General features: G+C 44.0%; 14 protein-coding genes. 6 read left to right on the forward strand and 8 right to left on the reverse strand.

Going from position 1 to position 16410, the window contains the following annotated elements:
- Positions 1-69 precede the first annotated feature (69 nt).
- On the forward strand, positions 70-537 hold the full coding sequence (locus GY843_RS12835) for a DM13 domain-containing protein (RefSeq protein WP_297310246.1): 468 nt from the start codon (positions 70-72) through the stop codon (positions 535-537).
- Here GY843_RS12835 and GY843_RS12840 read toward each other — a convergent pair.
- Positions 515-1150, reverse strand: coding sequence for a YiiX/YebB-like N1pC/P60 family cysteine hydrolase (locus GY843_RS12840; protein ID WP_297310248.1), 636 nt, complete (start codon positions 1148-1150; stop codon positions 515-517). The genes GY843_RS12835 and GY843_RS12840 overlap by 23 nt on opposite strands.
- Positions 1151-1308: 158 nt before the next feature.
- Here GY843_RS12840 and GY843_RS12845 point away from each other — a divergent pair, with 158 nt between their 5' ends.
- Entirely contained in the window at positions 1309-2484 is a 1176-nt protein-coding gene (locus GY843_RS12845) for a DUF3524 domain-containing protein (protein WP_297310250.1), read from the forward strand.
- 26 nt (positions 2485-2510) lie between these two features.
- Here GY843_RS12845 and GY843_RS12850 read toward each other — a convergent pair whose 3' ends face one another.
- The gene (locus tag GY843_RS12850) at positions 2511-3533 is read right to left on the reverse strand and encodes an ABC transporter substrate binding protein (RefSeq protein ID WP_297310252.1); all 1023 of its coding nucleotides are present in this window, start codon (positions 3531-3533) and stop codon (positions 2511-2513) included.
- Positions 3534-3760: 227 nt separating this feature from the next.
- On the opposite strand from GY843_RS12850, the gene GY843_RS12855 reads away from it, so the two are divergent.
- The 3 genes from GY843_RS12855 to GY843_RS12865 all read left to right on the forward strand — a co-directional run bounded on the left by GY843_RS12855 (position 3761) and on the right by GY843_RS12865 (position 6049).
- Positions 3761-4114 (forward strand): P-II family nitrogen regulator, encoded by a 354-nt coding sequence (locus GY843_RS12855; RefSeq protein WP_297310254.1) that lies wholly within the window; start codon positions 3761-3763, stop codon positions 4112-4114.
- Between the two features lie 154 nt (positions 4115-4268).
- On the forward strand, positions 4269-4736 hold the full coding sequence (locus GY843_RS12860) for a DUF2238 domain-containing protein (RefSeq protein ID WP_297310256.1): 468 nt from the start codon (positions 4269-4271) through the stop codon (positions 4734-4736).
- A gap of 191 nt (positions 4737-4927) precedes the next feature.
- Entirely contained in the window at positions 4928-6049 is a 1122-nt protein-coding gene (locus GY843_RS12865) for a GGDEF domain-containing protein (protein WP_297310258.1), read from the forward strand.
- Positions 6050-6089: 40 nt separating this feature from the next.
- Here GY843_RS12865 and GY843_RS12870 read toward each other — a convergent pair whose 3' ends face one another.
- The 5 genes from GY843_RS12870 to GY843_RS12890 form a co-directional block, all read right to left on the reverse strand.
- Complete coding sequence (locus GY843_RS12870; RefSeq protein ID WP_297310260.1) at positions 6090-6920, reverse strand: sulfite exporter TauE/SafE family protein; 831 nt, start codon at positions 6918-6920, stop codon at positions 6090-6092.
- Positions 6921-7011: 91 nt separating this feature from the next.
- Entirely contained in the window at positions 7012-8040 is a 1029-nt protein-coding gene (locus GY843_RS12875; RefSeq protein ID WP_297310261.1) for a methionine synthase, read from the reverse strand.
- A 39-nt stretch (positions 8041-8079) separates the two neighbouring features.
- Complete coding sequence (locus tag GY843_RS12880; protein WP_297310264.1) at positions 8080-9054, reverse strand: DUF1852 domain-containing protein; 975 nt, start codon at positions 9052-9054, stop codon at positions 8080-8082.
- 442 nt (positions 9055-9496) lie between these two features.
- Positions 9497-10327 (reverse strand): HDOD domain-containing protein, encoded by an 831-nt coding sequence (locus GY843_RS12885; protein ID WP_297310266.1) that lies wholly within the window; start codon positions 10325-10327, stop codon positions 9497-9499.
- An 18-nt stretch (positions 10328-10345) separates the two neighbouring features.
- The gene (locus tag GY843_RS12890) at positions 10346-11587 is read right to left on the reverse strand and encodes an EAL domain-containing protein (RefSeq protein ID WP_297310268.1); all 1242 of its coding nucleotides are present in this window, start codon (positions 11585-11587) and stop codon (positions 10346-10348) included.
- A 455-nt stretch (positions 11588-12042) separates the two neighbouring features.
- Between GY843_RS12890 and GY843_RS12895 the strand changes: the two genes are divergently transcribed.
- On the forward strand, positions 12043-14256 hold the full coding sequence (locus GY843_RS12895) for an EAL domain-containing protein (protein WP_297310270.1): 2214 nt from the start codon (positions 12043-12045) through the stop codon (positions 14254-14256).
- Positions 14257-14310: 54 nt separating this feature from the next.
- On the opposite strand, the gene GY843_RS12900 is transcribed toward GY843_RS12895, so the two are convergent.
- Positions 14311-16110 carry an HD domain-containing phosphohydrolase gene (locus GY843_RS12900; RefSeq protein ID WP_297310272.1) on the reverse strand — a complete coding sequence of 600 codons (1800 nt, stop codon included), beginning with the start codon at positions 16108-16110 and terminating at the stop codon, positions 14311-14313.
- Between the last annotated feature and the right edge of the window lie 300 nt (positions 16111-16410).

A 16410-nucleotide genomic window follows, 5' to 3' on the forward strand; every position in this document is an offset into this window, starting at 1 on the left:
TCATTAAGGGAGCAAGGGTAGCAGATGCCGCTCCAACTCAGATTCGTCTCATAACAAGGTTGTTTGATAATGCGTAAATTATTTCTTCTCGGCTCACATGCCGCTGTAGGTTTTATTGGGTTTGCTCTGGGAATCTATCTGTTGCCAATTCTTATCGAAGAAGAGCCTGCAACAGTACAGGCTGTTACCTCAGCTAAACAGGCCTCCAGCTTCCAGGCTCAGTTTAAGAAAGAGTTGAAAGGTAGTGATTCCCTGCATTGGGGTGAGGGTACGGTTTCTCTGGGTAGTCAACTGATTGCCTTCGAAGGTGAATTAGCACCAGGGCCGGATTACAAGCTATATCTGTCACCAAGTTTTGTCGAAGATGAAGAAACCTTTTTGCAAGCTAAATCCCAGATGGTCAGAGTTGCAGATATTAAAAGCTTCGGTAACTTTGTAGTCCCAGTTCCTGCAGGAGTGGAAATTAATAACTACAACTCTGTGATTATCTGGTGTGAGACTTTTTCAGAATTTATTACGGCAGGGCGTTACCAGTAACTTCAGTGATGACTGAGGTGGTTTCAGCAACAGTTGAAAACACCTCTAACAATTGTGGATCATTCAACTGGCTAGCGGGTGTTACTGTTCTGCGTTGCCATGGGATAAATCCAAAATACCAGCAGCGCCAAAAATTAACGCTGGCCTGTGGGTTTTCATCAAGTAGCTCCCTTAATGTCTGAACTTTCCCCAGTTCGATACCCAGCGCTTCTTTGTAGGTGAGGTAAACGAACTTAGAACAGAACTGACGCGTGGAATCAAAGTTAAAGCCCAGATGATAGAATTTTCCCATGCGTTTTCCTGCAGCCTGTTTCAGCGCTTTGATCTCTGTTTGAAATAGTTCTTGCGGCAGGCGTTTGATAGCCACTTCGCTGTTACGGGTTCGGGATAGAAACTTGCGCAGTGGGCATTTGGTGACTGTTGGCACAGCACTTTCCAGTACAAACCATTCGTTGTTTTCTTGGATGACAAAACCGACATGGGAGGTCCAGCTTCCTGTGCCTTTGGCCACCTGACGATAGAGAAAGCTATCAATGGATATAAAGATAATATCGCCTTCAGTGATCTGTGCGGTAACTTGCTGTTCCAATTGATCCAGTGTTTTCTTGTTCATGCCGTTTCCTCTTCATCTGTAAGTTGTGTTGATGCGAGTATTATTGATCCGAGGGTCTGCAGGTATGTTTAGGGGAAAAGTTGCAAATAGTAATACCATCAGGCTCAATATCGCGGGGTATCGATAGGTATGTCACTTAAGCGATCAGAACGAGCAGCATGAAAATATTACTGTTATCTGCGTATGATGCAGAAAGCCATATCTATTGGCGGCAAGGTTTGGTTAGTAATCTACCAGAACACGATTGGACAGTATTAAGCCTGCCAGGAAGGTACTTCAGCTGGCGTATGCGGGGTAATAGCTTAAGTTGGGCCTTTGGTGAAAGGGCAACACTGGAGCAGCCTTATGATCTTGTTATCGCAACCTCAATGACGGATCTGTCTGCACTCAGGGGTTTTGTGCCCCAGCTTGCATCTATTCCTACACTGGTTTATTTCCACGAGAATCAGTTTGCCTATCCAGAGTCTAAAAACCAGTTTAAATCGGTAGAACCTAAAGTCTTGAATCTTTATACCGCTTTGGCTGCTGACCGAATCGTTTTTAATAGCGAATATAATCGTCAAACTATGCTCAACGGCGCTGACTTACTGCTCAGAAAAATGCCCGATTGTGTTCCACCAGGAGTCATTGAGCACCTGACTGAGAAATCCCTTGTGCTAGGGGTTCCCCTGAATAACGAATGTTTTGAATCCACTAACTTTGATGTGATCAAGCAAGTTCGTGCTGTTCAGAAACGAGGCCTAAGCTCTACAGCGAATAAAACGGGTTTACCTATTCATATCACTTGGGCTGCACGGTGGGAGTATGACAAGGGGCCCGATAGATTGCTTTCTGTATTGAGGTTGCTTGAAAAGCGAGGCGTAGATTTCCGGTTGTGCATCATGGGTCAGAGTTTCAAAAACTCGCCTCAGGATTTTGAGCAGATCAGAGAAGAGTTTGGTCACCGGATTGATCATATGGGGTATGCGGCTACCAAAGAAGAGTATTTGGCGTGGCTGTCATGTTCGGATATTTTTATTTCGACTGCTATTCATGAATTCCAGGGGTTATCGGTACTGGAAGCAGTTGCTCAGGGTTGTATACCTGTCTTGCCTGACCGTATGTCTTATTCAGAGATGTTTAGTGAGGAATACTTATACGCTTGTGATAAGGATATCGAGGTTGAGGCAGCCTCAGCTGTTGATGTAATCATTAAGCAGATAGATTTAATCAGTAATCGCAAAAGTATCACCCCTGATGTTGCAGAGTTTAGTTGGGAAATGATGGCTGAAAAATACCGTCATCTTATTAGATCTGTAGCAGGTGAGGGGCCATGCACAGAAAAGAAAACCTAAAGAGCACGCCGGAGAGTGGCAAAGGCTTAAAAGAGATTACCGCCTACTTTTGATAAAACTGAATCAGGATAGTCCAGTTTAATCTTTGTAGACTTTTCCTGATTGATACCATAAACCGCTGCAGGGGAAACAGGAGTTATATTCTGGATCTTTTCCCCATTAAATAGACGTGTGATCATTTCACCCGCAATTTTTCCTGATCGTTTCTGGTCAGGATAAACACCAAAATGAGCTCCCCAGCCTTCAGAGATCTCTTTTTCAGACAGACCCATAAGTGGTTTATTGGAATACTGGGTTATTACCTGAGCATACTCACGTTTTGTACCAAGCTGGTCACTTGGAGTAATAAACGCGTCTACTTGAGAGCTTAGTTCATCTATTTGCTGTTCCATCAGCCGCGCCATCCTGATGTGACCATTGTCACCATGTACAAAGGGTATTTTCCTGAAGATGATATTGAGATGACTGAATTCTGGCTTCTTAAGGGCAGCTTTCAGCCAACCGATATAACTGATTGATTGCGGCATGTCTGCGTAGATCAAACCAATGGTTTTGGCTTCAGGTAGGACTTCATTGAGGAATTTAAGACGAACATCTACTGGAAGGCCGTATGAAATTCCAGTGAAGTTTGAGGTGCTGGGTTGGTTTAAAGCTGCCACCAAGCCAGAACCTACAGGATCGGTAACACTGCAAAAAACGAACTTGTATCTGCTGTCATTAAAGCCGAATTGGTGTGCCGCTTTGTTTGCCATGGTCCCATTGACAAAAACCACGTCGTGTTTTGCAGCTTCAGTACGAAGAAGTCTCAGCCCCAGACCAATCTTATTGCCGATAGTAAAACGTTTGACTTCAAGGTTCTTTTTAATCTGAAAGCCTTGCGCCTCTAACTCCTCAAGCATCGCTTCTCTTGCAGCATCATAAGGATCCCCAGATTGTGAATCGAGGATAAGTAATTTCTTGCTCTCAGCTTGCACAGAAAATGAAAAAAGCAGAATGACCAATGTAGCTAAAAGGCTAAAGGGATTGATTGCCAAATGTGGGAAGCGCATTTTAAGTGGAGCTCGTGTCTGGTGACGATCAGTTTTCTGGGGCTAGTTGTACAGTATTTACAAGCAATTAACACCTAAGCAGTAAAACAAAGTATCAGCTGAGTTGCTACCACATCTGTTGAGACCTTGATCCTGAACATATTTTTCAGATATCAGTACTGCAGCAGGTTGGTTTGTCCGAATTTAGCTTCTATTCTTAGACATTGTGTCTACTAGGAAGAATAACAATGGCTCTAAAAAAAGTTTCTGCAATCGTTGATGAGATGCGTCTTAATTTTATTGAAGATGCTCTGATTCAATCAGGTGTTCGCGGTTATACCATACATGAAGTACGTGGACGTGGTTTATACAACGATGCTTATCAACAGCGTGAACTTGTGAATCATACTCAGGTTGATGTTTATACAAGCGAAGAGCAAGCAGAGAAAATTGCAGAACTGATTATGGACACAGCCTCTCAGAGTGGTGATAGTGAAGGTCTGGTTGCTATTCTCCCTGTTGATGGCTTGTATTGGATGTATGACCGGAAGAAAGCAACGGAAGACGATTTTACTTTTAATGAATGGGGGGATGATGCTTAATGCATCGCCTATCACCCAAGTAAATAGATAGGGGGCAGCCATCAAATATCTCTGGATCCTAATCTATTCAACAGTGTTGATCTGGTCAGGAATTGAACCTAAAGATCAACTGACCTGGTTCCTGGAAGTCTTTCCCGCTATCGCAGGGGGAATCTTGTTACTCCTGACCATGCGTTCTTTTCCACTAACTCCGCTTCTCTATTTTCTGATATTGGCGCACTGTGTAATCCTGATGGTAGGTGGGCACTATACTTATGCGGAAGTTCCTCTGTTTGATGATCTTTGGGGTATGGAAAGAAATAACTACGACAAAGTAGGGCATTTCGCTCAGGGATTTATACCAGCCATTCTTGCGAGAGAGATCTTGATTCGAAAGCAGGTGGTTAAGAATACAGCTTGGCTTAATCTGTTTATCGTTTCTGTCTGCCTTGCCTTCAGTGCTTTCTATGAGCTGATAGAGTGGTGGGTTGCTCTCCTGAGCGGTGAGGATGCTGAAGCCTTTCTGGGGACGCAAGGTTATGTTTGGGATACTCAATCCGACATGGCATTGGCTTTGACCGGTGCAATATGCGCAATTTTGCTCTTGAGTCGTATCCATAATCGACAGTTACTGAAAATATAATTTAGTGCCTGTTTTAACGTTAGCCCCGTTTTACTGAACCAACCTGCGAACAAGTTCTACTTGGCTTTTTCCTTAAGACCGGTTCTTTGGGGTTAATTTGGCTGATCAATGGTCTTTCGCCAGTAGGTACGGCTTGTTTCCCTTATCTATTTTATGTCATAAATAAATCATGACCCTGTGTGAGAAAATGGATGAAGACCCCACGCGATGAAATTCAGGAACGGATCCTGACTCTAAAAGAAAATGCAGTATCGCGTCTTATTAAAGGTGTCTTTTTGCTGGGGCTGATCGCTGTCCCATTATCTGTTAGTAGAGCTCTTTATACAGGCTGGTTACCTGCCTATACGGTGCATATCTCTGCTTTATGCTTTTTTGCAGTAATGTACTTTCTACCGAATAAACTACCGATACAGTTCAGGGTCTGGAGTATTCTGATTTTCAGTGCCTTAATCGGTGGTATTGGTATCCTCAATTATGGGGCTGTTGGCAACGGTATGATGTGGGCTATGTTCAGTCTGATAATTGGCTTATTTTTTATCAGTAACAGGGCAGCTTTAATAACCGGGTGCATACTGCTTACGGTGTTTGCTTTCAGCCTATATCGCTTTGTTTTTTTGGGTTATGGGTTTCCTGGTTCTGCAGATCTATATGTTGCCTCTTTTGCCTCCTGGGCAACGACATTGTTTGGCTCCATTATGTTTGTTGTTCTTATAGCGGTCACTATCACTGAACATCGTCAGGAGATGGACGAGCTGCTTTTGAAACTTTCAGAGCAAAATCAGACCATCGAAGAGCAGAAACAACATATAGAGTACCAAGCTAACCATGACGCTCTGACAGGCCTTCCGACGCTGCGTTTGGCTAATGACCGTCTGGAGATGGCATTAAAGCTTGCCAAAAGGCAGGACACAAAGGCTGCTTTATTATTTCTTGATCTGGATGGTTTTAAAGCGATTAATGATAACTACGGGCATGACTGTGGCGACCATATTTTAAAAAATTGTGCGGAGCGAATTTCCGCAGAAATTCGTGAGTCAGATACGGCTTGCCGCATAGGCGGGGATGAATTTCTTGTAGTACTTAGTCAGATTGAATCAGACAAAGATATTACACAGCTTTGTGAAAGGTTAGTAAGTTCGATCAAACAACCTATAAACTATGGTAGTCACAATTTATTTGTCACCGTTAGTATAGGTGCTTCTGTTTATCCATCCCATGGGGATGGATCTGAGAATCTACGCCGCAGCGCTGATCAGGCGATGTATCAGGCTAAAAAGTCCGGAAAGAATAATTACCATATTTCAATAGCTTAAACATATGGGGAAACCCTTTAAGGTTCCCCTTACTGCTGACCTACAGAACAAGTTGTAACAGCATTCGCACACCCGTTATAAGCAACACAACAGCAAAGATTTTTTTAAGGACCCCTGCGTCAAGTTTAGCGGCCAGCGATGCGCCAACAGGCGCGAAGAGAACGGTTAGCGGAACAATACAAAGGAAACCAACTAGATTCACTAGTCCGTATGTACCTGCAGGAGCATCACTTGGGGTATCACCCATGATCAACATAGTGATTGCTCCTGGTAATGAGATGATCAAGCCGATTGCTGCAGCTGTGCCTACTGCCTTATGAGCGGGGTAGTTATATAGGGTGAGTAGCGGCACAGAGATAGTACCGCCACCGATTCCCACCATCGAACTGAAAAAACCGATGGATGTTCCCATTATCGTTTGTCCGGCGTTGCCCGGCAGTTGCTGAAACATCGCTGATTTTCCTGTTCTGAAAAGCATATTCAAAGCAGATAAAGTCGCGATGACACCGAACAGCATTGTTAGCCATGTCCCGTCAACTCTGGTAACCAGCCAGCTACCAACTAGAACGCCAGCGAAGATAAAAATTGCCCAGTGTTTTAACAGTTCGAAATCCACATTACCTTTCTTGTTGTGAGAGCGAATTGAGCTGATAGAGGTGGGTACTATGGTGGCTAATGAGGTTGCCGTCGCTACCAGCATGGCCGATTCCGCTGAGACGCCAAAGCCCTGAAACAGGAAAAACAGTACCGGCACAATGACGATACCACCACCCACGCCAAGTAAACCGGCTAACACACCAGCAAAGGCGCCTGTCGCAAGCAGTGCTAGAAAGGTTGGGAGGTTCTGGGTTATAAATTCAATGATACTCATTAATTTCTAATTCTATGCGTTTGCCGATGAAGGCTTTACCAAAATGTAAGAGGCCACAGGCCTCTGTTCTCATTTGACCATTGTAACAGCCTTAGGCCGCGAGCTCCTTTCTTACAATGTCAGCTCCAGCACGTAAAGCATTGAGCTTACCTCTTGCGACTTCTCGGGGTAGGGGAGCCATACCGCAGTTGGTGCAAGGGTAAAGTTTGTCTGCATCGATATACTTGAGAGCATTACGCAGTGTTTCCGCTACTTCTTCAGGTGTCTCGATAGTATTGGTAGCCACATCAATCGCACCGACCATCACTTTTTTACCGCGAATAAGCTCTAGTACTTCAAGCGGTACTCGGCCGTTATGGCACTCCAGAGAAATAAGATCGATATTTGACTGCTGTAATGATGGGAACGTCTCTTCGTACTGACGCCACTCTGAACCCAGGGTCTTTTTCCAGTCTGTATTGGCTTTGATGCCATAGCCATAACAGATATGTACAGCCGTTTCGCATTTGAGTCCTTCAATCGCTCGTTCTAAACACGCGATGCCCCACTCATTCACCTCTTCGAAAAAAACATTAAAAGCAGGCTCATCGAACTGAATAATATCAACACCAGCCGCTTCTAACTCTTTGGCTTCTTCGTTCAATGCTTTGGAAAATTCCCAGGCTAGTTTTTTACGACTTTTATAATGTGCATCGTAAAGCGTATCAACCATGGTCATCGGCCCTGGGAGAGCCCATTTGATGGGCTGATCTGTTTGCTGACGTAAGAACTTTGCGTCATCTACGAATACTGGTTTTTGGCGGCTAACCGGGCCTACAACAGTGGGGACGCTGGCATCATAGCGGTCGCGAATTCTGACGGTCTCTCGCTTTTCAAAATCAACGCCATTCAAATTCTCTATAAATGTGGTTACAAAGTGCTGACGGGTTTGCTCCCCATCGCTAACGATATCGATGCCTGCGTTGCTTTGTTCTTGCAAGGTCACACGTAGCGCATCTAGTTTTCCGTTGGTTAAATCTGCACCATCTAATTTCCAGGGTGACCAGAGTTTCTCGGGTTCTGCTAACCAGGAAGGTTTAGGTAAGCTGCCTGCAGTTGAAGTAGGTAATAGCTTTTTCATAATTTCTCTAATTTGTATCTTAAGGTTCTTAACTAAGGATTAGGCGTAATTTGCAGACCACTTTTTAAGAATGTCTCCGTAGGGCTTAATAAAGTGTTCTTCAGCCCATTTGCCTTGTTCAACTGCCAGGCGGCTGCGCTCTTCCCGGTCGTAATTAACCTGTGTTAGAGAAAAGTCATCATGCTGCAAACTTGGTTTGTAGATTTCGCCAGCGAACGCATTAGCGTTGTAGATCTCAGGCCGGTAGATCTTCTGGAAAGTTTCCATCGTGCTGAGAGTGCTGATCAACTCAAGGTTGGTGTAATCATTGAGCAGATCCCCATAGAAATAGAAAGCATAAGGAGCAACACTGTTCGGCGGCATAAAGTAGCGCACCTCCATCCCCATTTTTTTGAAGTACTGTTCAGTTAATGAAGGTTCATTTGGCTGATATTCAGTACCCAGTACCGGGTGTTTATTGGCGGTTCGATAATAGGTTTTATTATCTGAAACGCTGAGGCAAATCACAGGGAGCTTATTGAAATTCTGTTGGTAAGCTTCTGAAGAGACAAAATCCTTGAACATATTGCCATGCAGCTCACCGTAGTTATCGGGGATGCTGAATTGAGCTTTATCCTTGTTATGGTTCAGTAGAAGAACGCTGAAATCATAATCGCGAACATATGAAGAGAAGTTGTTGCCCACAATGCCTTCGATACGTTGATCGGTTTTATGATCAACAATATAGGTTTTAAGGATTTCAATGGTTGGGAAGTGTTCGCCATTTCCCTCTACATCAATATCGACATGGATGATTTCTAGTTCAACAGAATAGCGATTATTGTTTGGGTTATCCCAGGTCGCTAGCGTATTAAAGTTGTTATCAATCATCTTGATCGCTTTGCTCAAATTCTCCTGACGCTTTTCACCGCGTGCCAGATTCGCAAAGTTAGTTGTCAGCCGTGTGTTGTTTGATGGCTCATAGTTTTCATCGAAGCTGATACGCTTCACCGTGTATTTAAAACCTTTACTCATGTGACTTAGATCCTGTTTCTTGGCACAGCCTGGGCTGTTTAATTGCTGTTACGACGATTACTAGCCATTAATAAACTTTGATAATTAGGCTAGAGGTGGTGTCGTGTAATGCTGAACGTTAAGTAGTGAGAGTATTTATACTTGGAGGGGATCATGAATAAAAATGATGCATTCTCATAAATTTATTAGTTCTATTCATGGATTGCGATGATTATGACACTACACGGGGCCATTTCTTCATGGTCATTGTGAGCTCTTTGGAAGTTTATGAAATCCAATGGCTCAGCTAATTATCAGGTTTGGGCTTAGTACAGATGTATCTCAGTCATGCGCAAAGCCCTAATCATTCAGTAATCCGTGCATGAGCTTAATCAGAGAGAGGCTTTGCAACAAGTTAGTCAGTTGGACATTTAAGTGGGTAAGGGAGAATCAGATTAAGGGCTTATCCGGACAGATAAACCCCGATCAAAGATCTCTTTTCTTCCATAATTTCCGACTGCATCTCTTCTAGAGCCTCTGGCGTTAGAGGTTCTTCAACATATTGGTTGCAGATCTCAATGGCTGAAGTAATTCTATTTTCTTCTCCACACGCAATGGCGTTAGCCATATAGACGCATAGGACAGTCGCTTCCGGTGTCTCCGCGAGATCAAGCTGGTGGTGTTGTCGGGTAGCGCAGGACAGAAGTTCGGGTAACCCCCAAGATTTGATAAGTTCTGCACCGGCTTCTGCATGATCAAAGCCGATTAGTTCTCTTTCCTGTTCCGGTTGTTGGTTTGGCCAGATCTGTTGGATCTCATCTAACCTGTCTTGGCAGGCTTGGGCAATGACCAGTTTACCCACATCGTGTAGAAGACCGGCTATAAAAAGTGCTTCCTGCTCCTGCCGACCGGCCCAGAGTTTGCCTAGTGTTTTAGCTGCTATGGCGCAGTGTAAGCTATAGTCCCAGAATTCGTTGATTGGGAAACCCGTTGCCCGTACGTCTTCGAATTGTTTAACCACGCTGGAGCCGAGTACCAGATTTTTAAAGTCTCTCAGGCCTACCAACGAGATAGCGTGTGAAATAGTGGAAATCTGACTTGGGAAACCGTAGAAAGAGCTGTTCACGATTGCCAGAAGTTTGGTGGATATCCCTGCATCCAGCTTAACGATTTCGGCTAATTCATTGTTCGTAGTAAGTGGGTGATCAATCTTTACCGTAACCTTCTGATAGATCGCAGGTAAGGAGATCACTGATTTGCAACGTAGTATCGCTTTATTTAGATCTTTGTTCATAGGTACTGTAAACCTGCTTCAGGCTGCACTTAGCTGTTTCTGAATCAGTGCCATAAATTCATCTTCAGGAATTGGTGTGGAGTAGTAAAAGCCCTGACCGAAATTACAGTTGAAAGCTTGTAGCATTGTCTGATCCTTCTCCTCTTCAACTCCTTCTGCAATAGTGCTCATTTCCAGAGACTCAGCCAGAGTACAAAGAGTACGGACAATCGCTTTGCTGGTGGGGTTTTCTGCCATAGTCGAAACAAAAGAGCGGTCGATCTTAATGCTGTCAATCGGGAAACGGTGCAGATAACTGAAACTGGAATAGCCGGTACCAAAATCATCCAATGCGATTTTACAACCGAAACGCTTAAACTCAGTCAGTACCTGCGAAATACGCAGTGGGTCTGACATCAATAGTGTTTCAGTAATCTCCAATTTAAAATTAGTGAGTTCGATATCGTTATCAAGAAGATAATCAGTGAGTACTTCAACCTGACGGTCGGTCTCTATCTGGCGACTGGATAGATTGACGCTGATAAAGAACGCATCATCCTTACCGGCCAATGCATTGAATTTATTTACTGCCTGACTAGCCTCAGAAAAGATCCAATGACCTATGGGTTCGATTAGGCCGGTTTCTTCAGCCAAGGCAATAAACTGGATAGGAGGAACCAAACCCCGTTCCGGGTCTTGCCAGCGGATCAGTGCTTCACAACCAAGAATCGCGCCATTATTAAGGTCGATAATGGGCTGGTAGAACAAGCGTAGTTCATCATTATGTAACGCTTTACGTAAGCGTTGCTCTTCGGTAACCCTGCGCATAGCCATCTCGGTTTGTGCTTTAAGCTGGCTATTTTCTAACTTGGGTTTGACCTCAATACTATCCAGGGAGCCTCCCGCAGAAATCGTATCAAAGTGGGATTTCATCTCGCGGTAGCGCTGCATCACTATCTGCATTAACAGGTTTACAGTCGGATCTGCAGTTGTAACTAGGCGGTGAATGTAGTCTTTGGGGATAACAATTAATTCCGCATCATTGAGTACTGTTGCAGTTGCAGTACGTACACCATGATCAATCAGGGCCATCTCTCCCAGAATGTCTCCATGCTGGGCTATTGCAAACTGTAGCTCACGGTCATTAACTCTAGTGGAGACACCAATCTCCCCACTATCAACAATGTAAGCGCGATCACCGGCTTCACCTTCCTGAAATATCACAGCTCCGGCGGGTAGCTGAATTCGATAACCTTCAGTGTCCAAAATTGTGGTCCTCATTTTGATGCTTACACTATGCTCCATTAGCAGTGTAGCTACTTCACAACTAAACATGAGTGATAGAGCACACATTTTTTAGGCTTTTAGCACTTTTTTGTTGTCAAACATCAATCCTCAAGGGCTTGAAGAGCCTCATATTAGTTTGGTTGCAAGTACACCATAGCGCTCCGCCAGAGTTGATTGTCTTGTTTGTGCATCTGGGGCTGGAATCAGTCGTAAGTTATCAACTGCTTGATAGAGATAAATTGATGACTCAGCAATAAACAGAGACATCTGATAAATAGCTGAAAAGTTAACTTGTTATACTAAAGTTTACCTCTGCTGAGCTGAGTCAATGAAACCGCACAACTGGTCTGATAAAAGACTATGCTTATAAAACAATGCCATCACTCAGGACGAATGGGGTCTCTTTAATCGAGTCAGGAATGAGCTCAGTTAAGTAAGAATTAGGTAGTATGAGTTTAAAACTTGATCAATCTGTCGATGAAGCCTTAAAGCTGGTTAATGAATACAGTGGCCATCAATATTTCGATGCCCTGGTGACCAGTCTTGCCCAGTTGATAGAAGCTGATTATGTGCTGATTGGTGATTTGGATCTTGTTGAACACAAAGCAGATACGGTCTCTTTATGGTGTGAAGGGCAGTTGGGTGAAAAACTGTCATATGATCTTGAAGGCACTCCCTGTGATCAGGTGTATAGCGGTGGTATCTGTGTCTACCCTAGTGATATAGCAACACTGTTTCCCCGTGACAAAATGCTGGCTGATCTGGGCTTAGAAGGATATGTGGGTAAGAGCCTGAAAGATGCTAATGGTAAGCCGATTGGCTTGTTGGTTGCTCTGTTTAAGCAGAAGGATCAGGCTTGTGACAACATTCTGGGTATTTTTGACCTCTTTGCAATACGTGCTTCTGCCGAATTGGAGCGTGCGCTATGGGAAAGGGAACAGCAAAAACAGATCTCTCTTTTACAGGAAAAAAATAAGCAACTGGACCTTTCTCATCGTGTGTTTGAACACACTAATGAAGGCTTGCTTGTCTCCGATGCAAACAATGCGATTCTTGAGGTGAATGCTGCGTTTGTCAGGACGTGTGGCTATAGCAGAGATGAACTTATAGGCAACAACCCCAGCATTCTTAGTTCAGGTCTACAGCCTAAATCTTTCTATCGTGAAATGTGGCGGGACCTGATGGATAAAGGCATATGGCAGGGAGAGCTGTGGAACCGCCGGAAAAATGGTGAAACTTATCCTGTCTGGAGTTCTATTTCTCTGGTTAAAAATGAGCTGGGTGAAATAGCTAACTTTATCTCTAGTTTCAGAGATATCAGTTCAGAGAAAGAGTTGCAGAAGCAGCTTTATCATCAGGCGACCCATGACTATCTGACTGGTTTGAGCAACAGCTTTGAATTTCAGGATCATGCCCAAAAGGCGATATCGGTAGCGCAAAGGGCTAGCCAGCATATTGCTTTAATCCGTATGAATATCGATAACCTGAGTATGGTGAACTCATCATATGGCCATGTTGCTGGCGATATGGTTGTGAAAACTGTTGGTGAAAAGCTAAAGAGCCAGACTAGGGATAGTGATGTACTAGCTCGGCTTGGTGGGGATGATTTTGCCTTGCTGGTTGGATATGACAGTTTCACTCGCCTTGAAAAACAGCTTAAGCGCACTCTGGATTTATTTCAGGAGAAAATTGAAACAGAGTCTGGCGAGATCCTGCCTTCCTGTTCGGTAGGTATCAGTATTTTGGGAGAGGATGCGGATGACCTTGATTCTTTGATGCGTAATGCTTACCGGGCATTACGCTATGCAAAAGAACATTATCGTGGTGGCTACAGCTTCTACAGTCAGGAGTTTGAAGGGCAGGCACGTCGACATGACAAGGTAGAAAACCGGCTTTATAAGGCGGTATCTGAAGGTCTTATAGAGCCCTACTTCCAACCGATTATTAATTTTCAGGATATGACGGTTCATCATTGTGAAGCGTTGGCACGTTGGAATGATGAGCAGTTAGGTCAGGTTTCTCCTGTCGAGTTTGTTCCAATTGCTGAGTCCACAGGCTTGATACAAAAACTGGGTGAACTGATCCTAGACAGATCAGTACAGGTTTTTGCCCAGTTAAATAGAGAATTAGCGCCAGATCTTAATAGCCCAATTGGTGTGACTGTTAACCGCTCACCGGGAGAGTTTAATTTCAGTGATGGTGGTAGGGAGAAAACGCAGGAAGTTGCGCAAAGTCATGGGCTGGATCCAGAGTTGGTGTGTATTGAAATAACTGAAAACCTAATGATTGAGTCACCTGATGATGCCCTTGAACAGCTGAATCATATAAAAGGCCAGGGGTTCACATTAGCGTTGGATGACTTTGGTACCGGTTTTTCGTCCTTAAGTTACCTGAAGCATTACCCGTTTGATTATCTAAAGATTGATCAGTCCTTTGTTCGTGATATGAAAGAGCAGGGGGATGATTATATTCTGGTCAAAACGATCATCCAGATGGCTAAAACTCTGGGTTTAAAAACCATTGCCGAAGGTGTGGAAACAGAAGAGCAATGTCAGTTACTGAAAGAGTTAGGCTGTGACTATGGGCAAGGTTATCTCTTCAGTAAGCCCTTATCTAAAGAAGATCTGTTTGAGTATGTCAGGAAGAGTGGGAAGGGCGCTTAACTAATCTGCTAAGCGCCCTTGAAAAAAGTACCCTTTTAAAAAATGCCCTTTAATTCAGACCGGATCTGAATAATGTAATTTGATCTGCCAGAACTGATCCTTAACTTGTTCAAACGCAGCAAGAATTCTAGGGTCAAATTGGCCATGGCTCTGATTAAGAATGATATCTTCAGCTTTTTCTCTGCTATATGCTTCTTTATAGACACGTTCGCTAACCAAAGCATCATAAACATCTGCGATGGCCATCAAGCGCGCTGCCAGAGGAATGCTGTCTCCAATCAATCCCTTAGGATAGCCCTTTCCATCCCAGCGTTCATGATGGTAATGCGCAATATCTCGGGCGTAATGCAGGAAAGTACCAGAACCATCCTCAATGGAAAGCGAGGTGCTTAGGGAATTAATTGCTTCTTCAATAGCATCGCTCCCCAGGGTTGTATGACGCTTCATTCGTTCATATTCGTCATCTGCAAGTCGGTCCGGCTTCAACAGAATATTGTCTGGAATGCCAACTTTTCCTACATCATGAAGTGGAGCCGATTTATAAATCTGCTCGATAGATGCATCTGATAACTGCGTGTTGAAATCCGGATGTTTTTTCAGCTCATCAGCGAGCGTTTTGATGTAATGCTGGGTTCGATATATGTGTTGTCCGGTTTCGCTATCTCGTGTTTCAGCCAGTGTTGCAAGGCTAAGGATAGTCGCGTCCTTGGTTGCTTCTAGTTCCGCAGTCCGGCGATGTACCTTTTTCTCCAGAGAACGGTTTAGAGCGATTAGCTCCTGCTCGGCTACCTCTCGTCCCGAATCTGCGCGTGCCCAGAACCAGAGAAGAATTGAGCCCAATGGATACGCTAACAGAAGTGGGTACAGATAAGTCATGTGTTCAGTGAAGAAGGGTAGCCCCATGCGATGGTCCTGGTTAATCACGACCATTTTCCAATCACTTATTTTGTGGTTCTGTCCGGTGATGTCACTGTAAGCATCATTCAAAGGGGATAGAGTTACAAAGTCGATTCTCTCATCTTCTCCATCAAGAGTGCCCTGTCTTTGCTGTTTTACAGTATCCCAGGCTGCGGAGTAATCCTTGGCAAAGGAGTTTGGGTTGTTAAACATGAACCCCCACTCTTTACTCCGGACATCGTTCGATAACCAGAACCCATCTTTGTTCAGCAGCATTCGATCACCAGAGATAGAGGTTAGTTCTGTCCGGAAATTATTTAGCAGAATATCACCCAGATAGTTCAGTATCAGAACCGCTTGAAGTTTGCCATTTTGGTCGTAAAGAGGGCGAGCAAAACGGATAACCGGCTTATAGGGTTTTTCTATCTGCCCATCTTCAATGTTCAGGTCAATTGGCGATACGTACACCTTGCCAGCCGGAAGCTTTGCCGCCTCAATAAAGTAATAGCGCTCAGATTTATTCTGTAGTTTGTCAGGGCTAATTATTTCCGGTGAGCCTGCGTTGTAGTTTACCCGTGCTAGTTCTTGTCCTGTTGGGGATAGTAACCTGATCTGATCGTAGATCTTATGGGTTTCGGACATAGTCCGGAAGAAGGCATTGATTTTCTGAAGTTTTTCTTTGGAATAGGGCTGCTCCAGAAGAGACTGGGTAATCTGGCTTTTGCCTATGAAATCCAGATCCACATAAACTCTTTCCAGATGGTCATTGATACGGTTTTGAATTGTTGTCGCAGCAATCTGTACCTTTCGATCCAGGCGTTCTGCAACTACATTTTCCAGCAGGTTAAATGCAAAATAGATAGCAAAGAAGCCTATGATGGAAAGCGGTGCCCAGACCTTCCAGAAGCGTTTGTTGGTACCTGCTCTGACGAGCCTGGATTGGAAAAAATAATTCATTAAAACTGGTTCGATTCTTACAACGTTAGCAGACAAGGTTTGATGACGATTACTATTCCCTGTGATTGCTATCAAGAATTCTAAGTGTGCGACTGAGCGGTCAGTCTATTTTAAAAGGCGCAAGTCTACTATAGAAATTAAGTCGTAATAGTACTGGTTATGACCTTTCCCCCGAATTTAACACCATGACGACGATGAGATTTCCAGATAATCTACGATCTAAATGGGGATCTCGACATGAAGAAACGTTACACGGAAGAGCAAATCATCAAAGCCATCAAGCAGCATGAAGCGGGTGTC

The organism is Neptuniibacter sp. (genome assembly GCF_024231755.1).
Classification (GTDB): domain Bacteria; phylum Pseudomonadota; class Gammaproteobacteria; order Pseudomonadales; family Balneatricaceae; genus Neptuniibacter.

What these genes read in the sequence shown, in the direction of transcription:
- GY843_RS12835 (WP_297310246.1), top strand. Translation starts at nt 70, where the DNA reads ATGCGTAAATTATTTCTTCTCGGCTCACATGCCGCTGTAGGTTTTATT.
- GY843_RS12840 (WP_297310248.1), bottom strand. Translation starts at nt 1,150, where the DNA reads ATGAACAAGAAAACACTGGATCAATTGGAACAGCAAGTTACCGCACAG.
- GY843_RS12845 (WP_297310250.1), top strand. Translation starts at nt 1,309, where the DNA reads ATGAAAATATTACTGTTATCTGCGTATGATGCAGAAAGCCATATCTAT.
- GY843_RS12850 (WP_297310252.1), bottom strand. Translation starts at nt 3,533, where the DNA reads ATGCGCTTCCCACATTTGGCAATCAATCCCTTTAGCCTTTTAGCTACA.
- GY843_RS12855 (WP_297310254.1), top strand. Translation starts at nt 3,761, where the DNA reads ATGGCTCTAAAAAAAGTTTCTGCAATCGTTGATGAGATGCGTCTTAAT.
- GY843_RS12865 (WP_297310258.1), top strand. Translation starts at nt 4,928, where the DNA reads ATGAAGACCCCACGCGATGAAATTCAGGAACGGATCCTGACTCTAAAA.
- GY843_RS12870 (WP_297310260.1), bottom strand. Translation starts at nt 6,920, where the DNA reads ATGAGTATCATTGAATTTATAACCCAGAACCTCCCAACCTTTCTAGCA.
- GY843_RS12875 (WP_297310261.1), bottom strand. Translation starts at nt 8,040, where the DNA reads ATGAAAAAGCTATTACCTACTTCAACTGCAGGCAGCTTACCTAAACCT.
- GY843_RS12880 (WP_297310264.1), bottom strand. Translation starts at nt 9,054, where the DNA reads ATGAGTAAAGGTTTTAAATACACGGTGAAGCGTATCAGCTTCGATGAA.
- GY843_RS12885 (WP_297310266.1), bottom strand. Translation starts at nt 10,327, where the DNA reads ATGAACAAAGATCTAAATAAAGCGATACTACGTTGCAAATCAGTGATC.
- GY843_RS12890 (WP_297310268.1), bottom strand. Translation starts at nt 11,587, where the DNA reads ATGAGGACCACAATTTTGGACACTGAAGGTTATCGAATTCAGCTACCC.
- GY843_RS12895 (WP_297310270.1), top strand. Translation starts at nt 12,043, where the DNA reads ATGAGTTTAAAACTTGATCAATCTGTCGATGAAGCCTTAAAGCTGGTT.
- GY843_RS12900 (WP_297310272.1), bottom strand. Translation starts at nt 16,110, where the DNA reads ATGAATTATTTTTTCCAATCCAGGCTCGTCAGAGCAGGTACCAACAAA.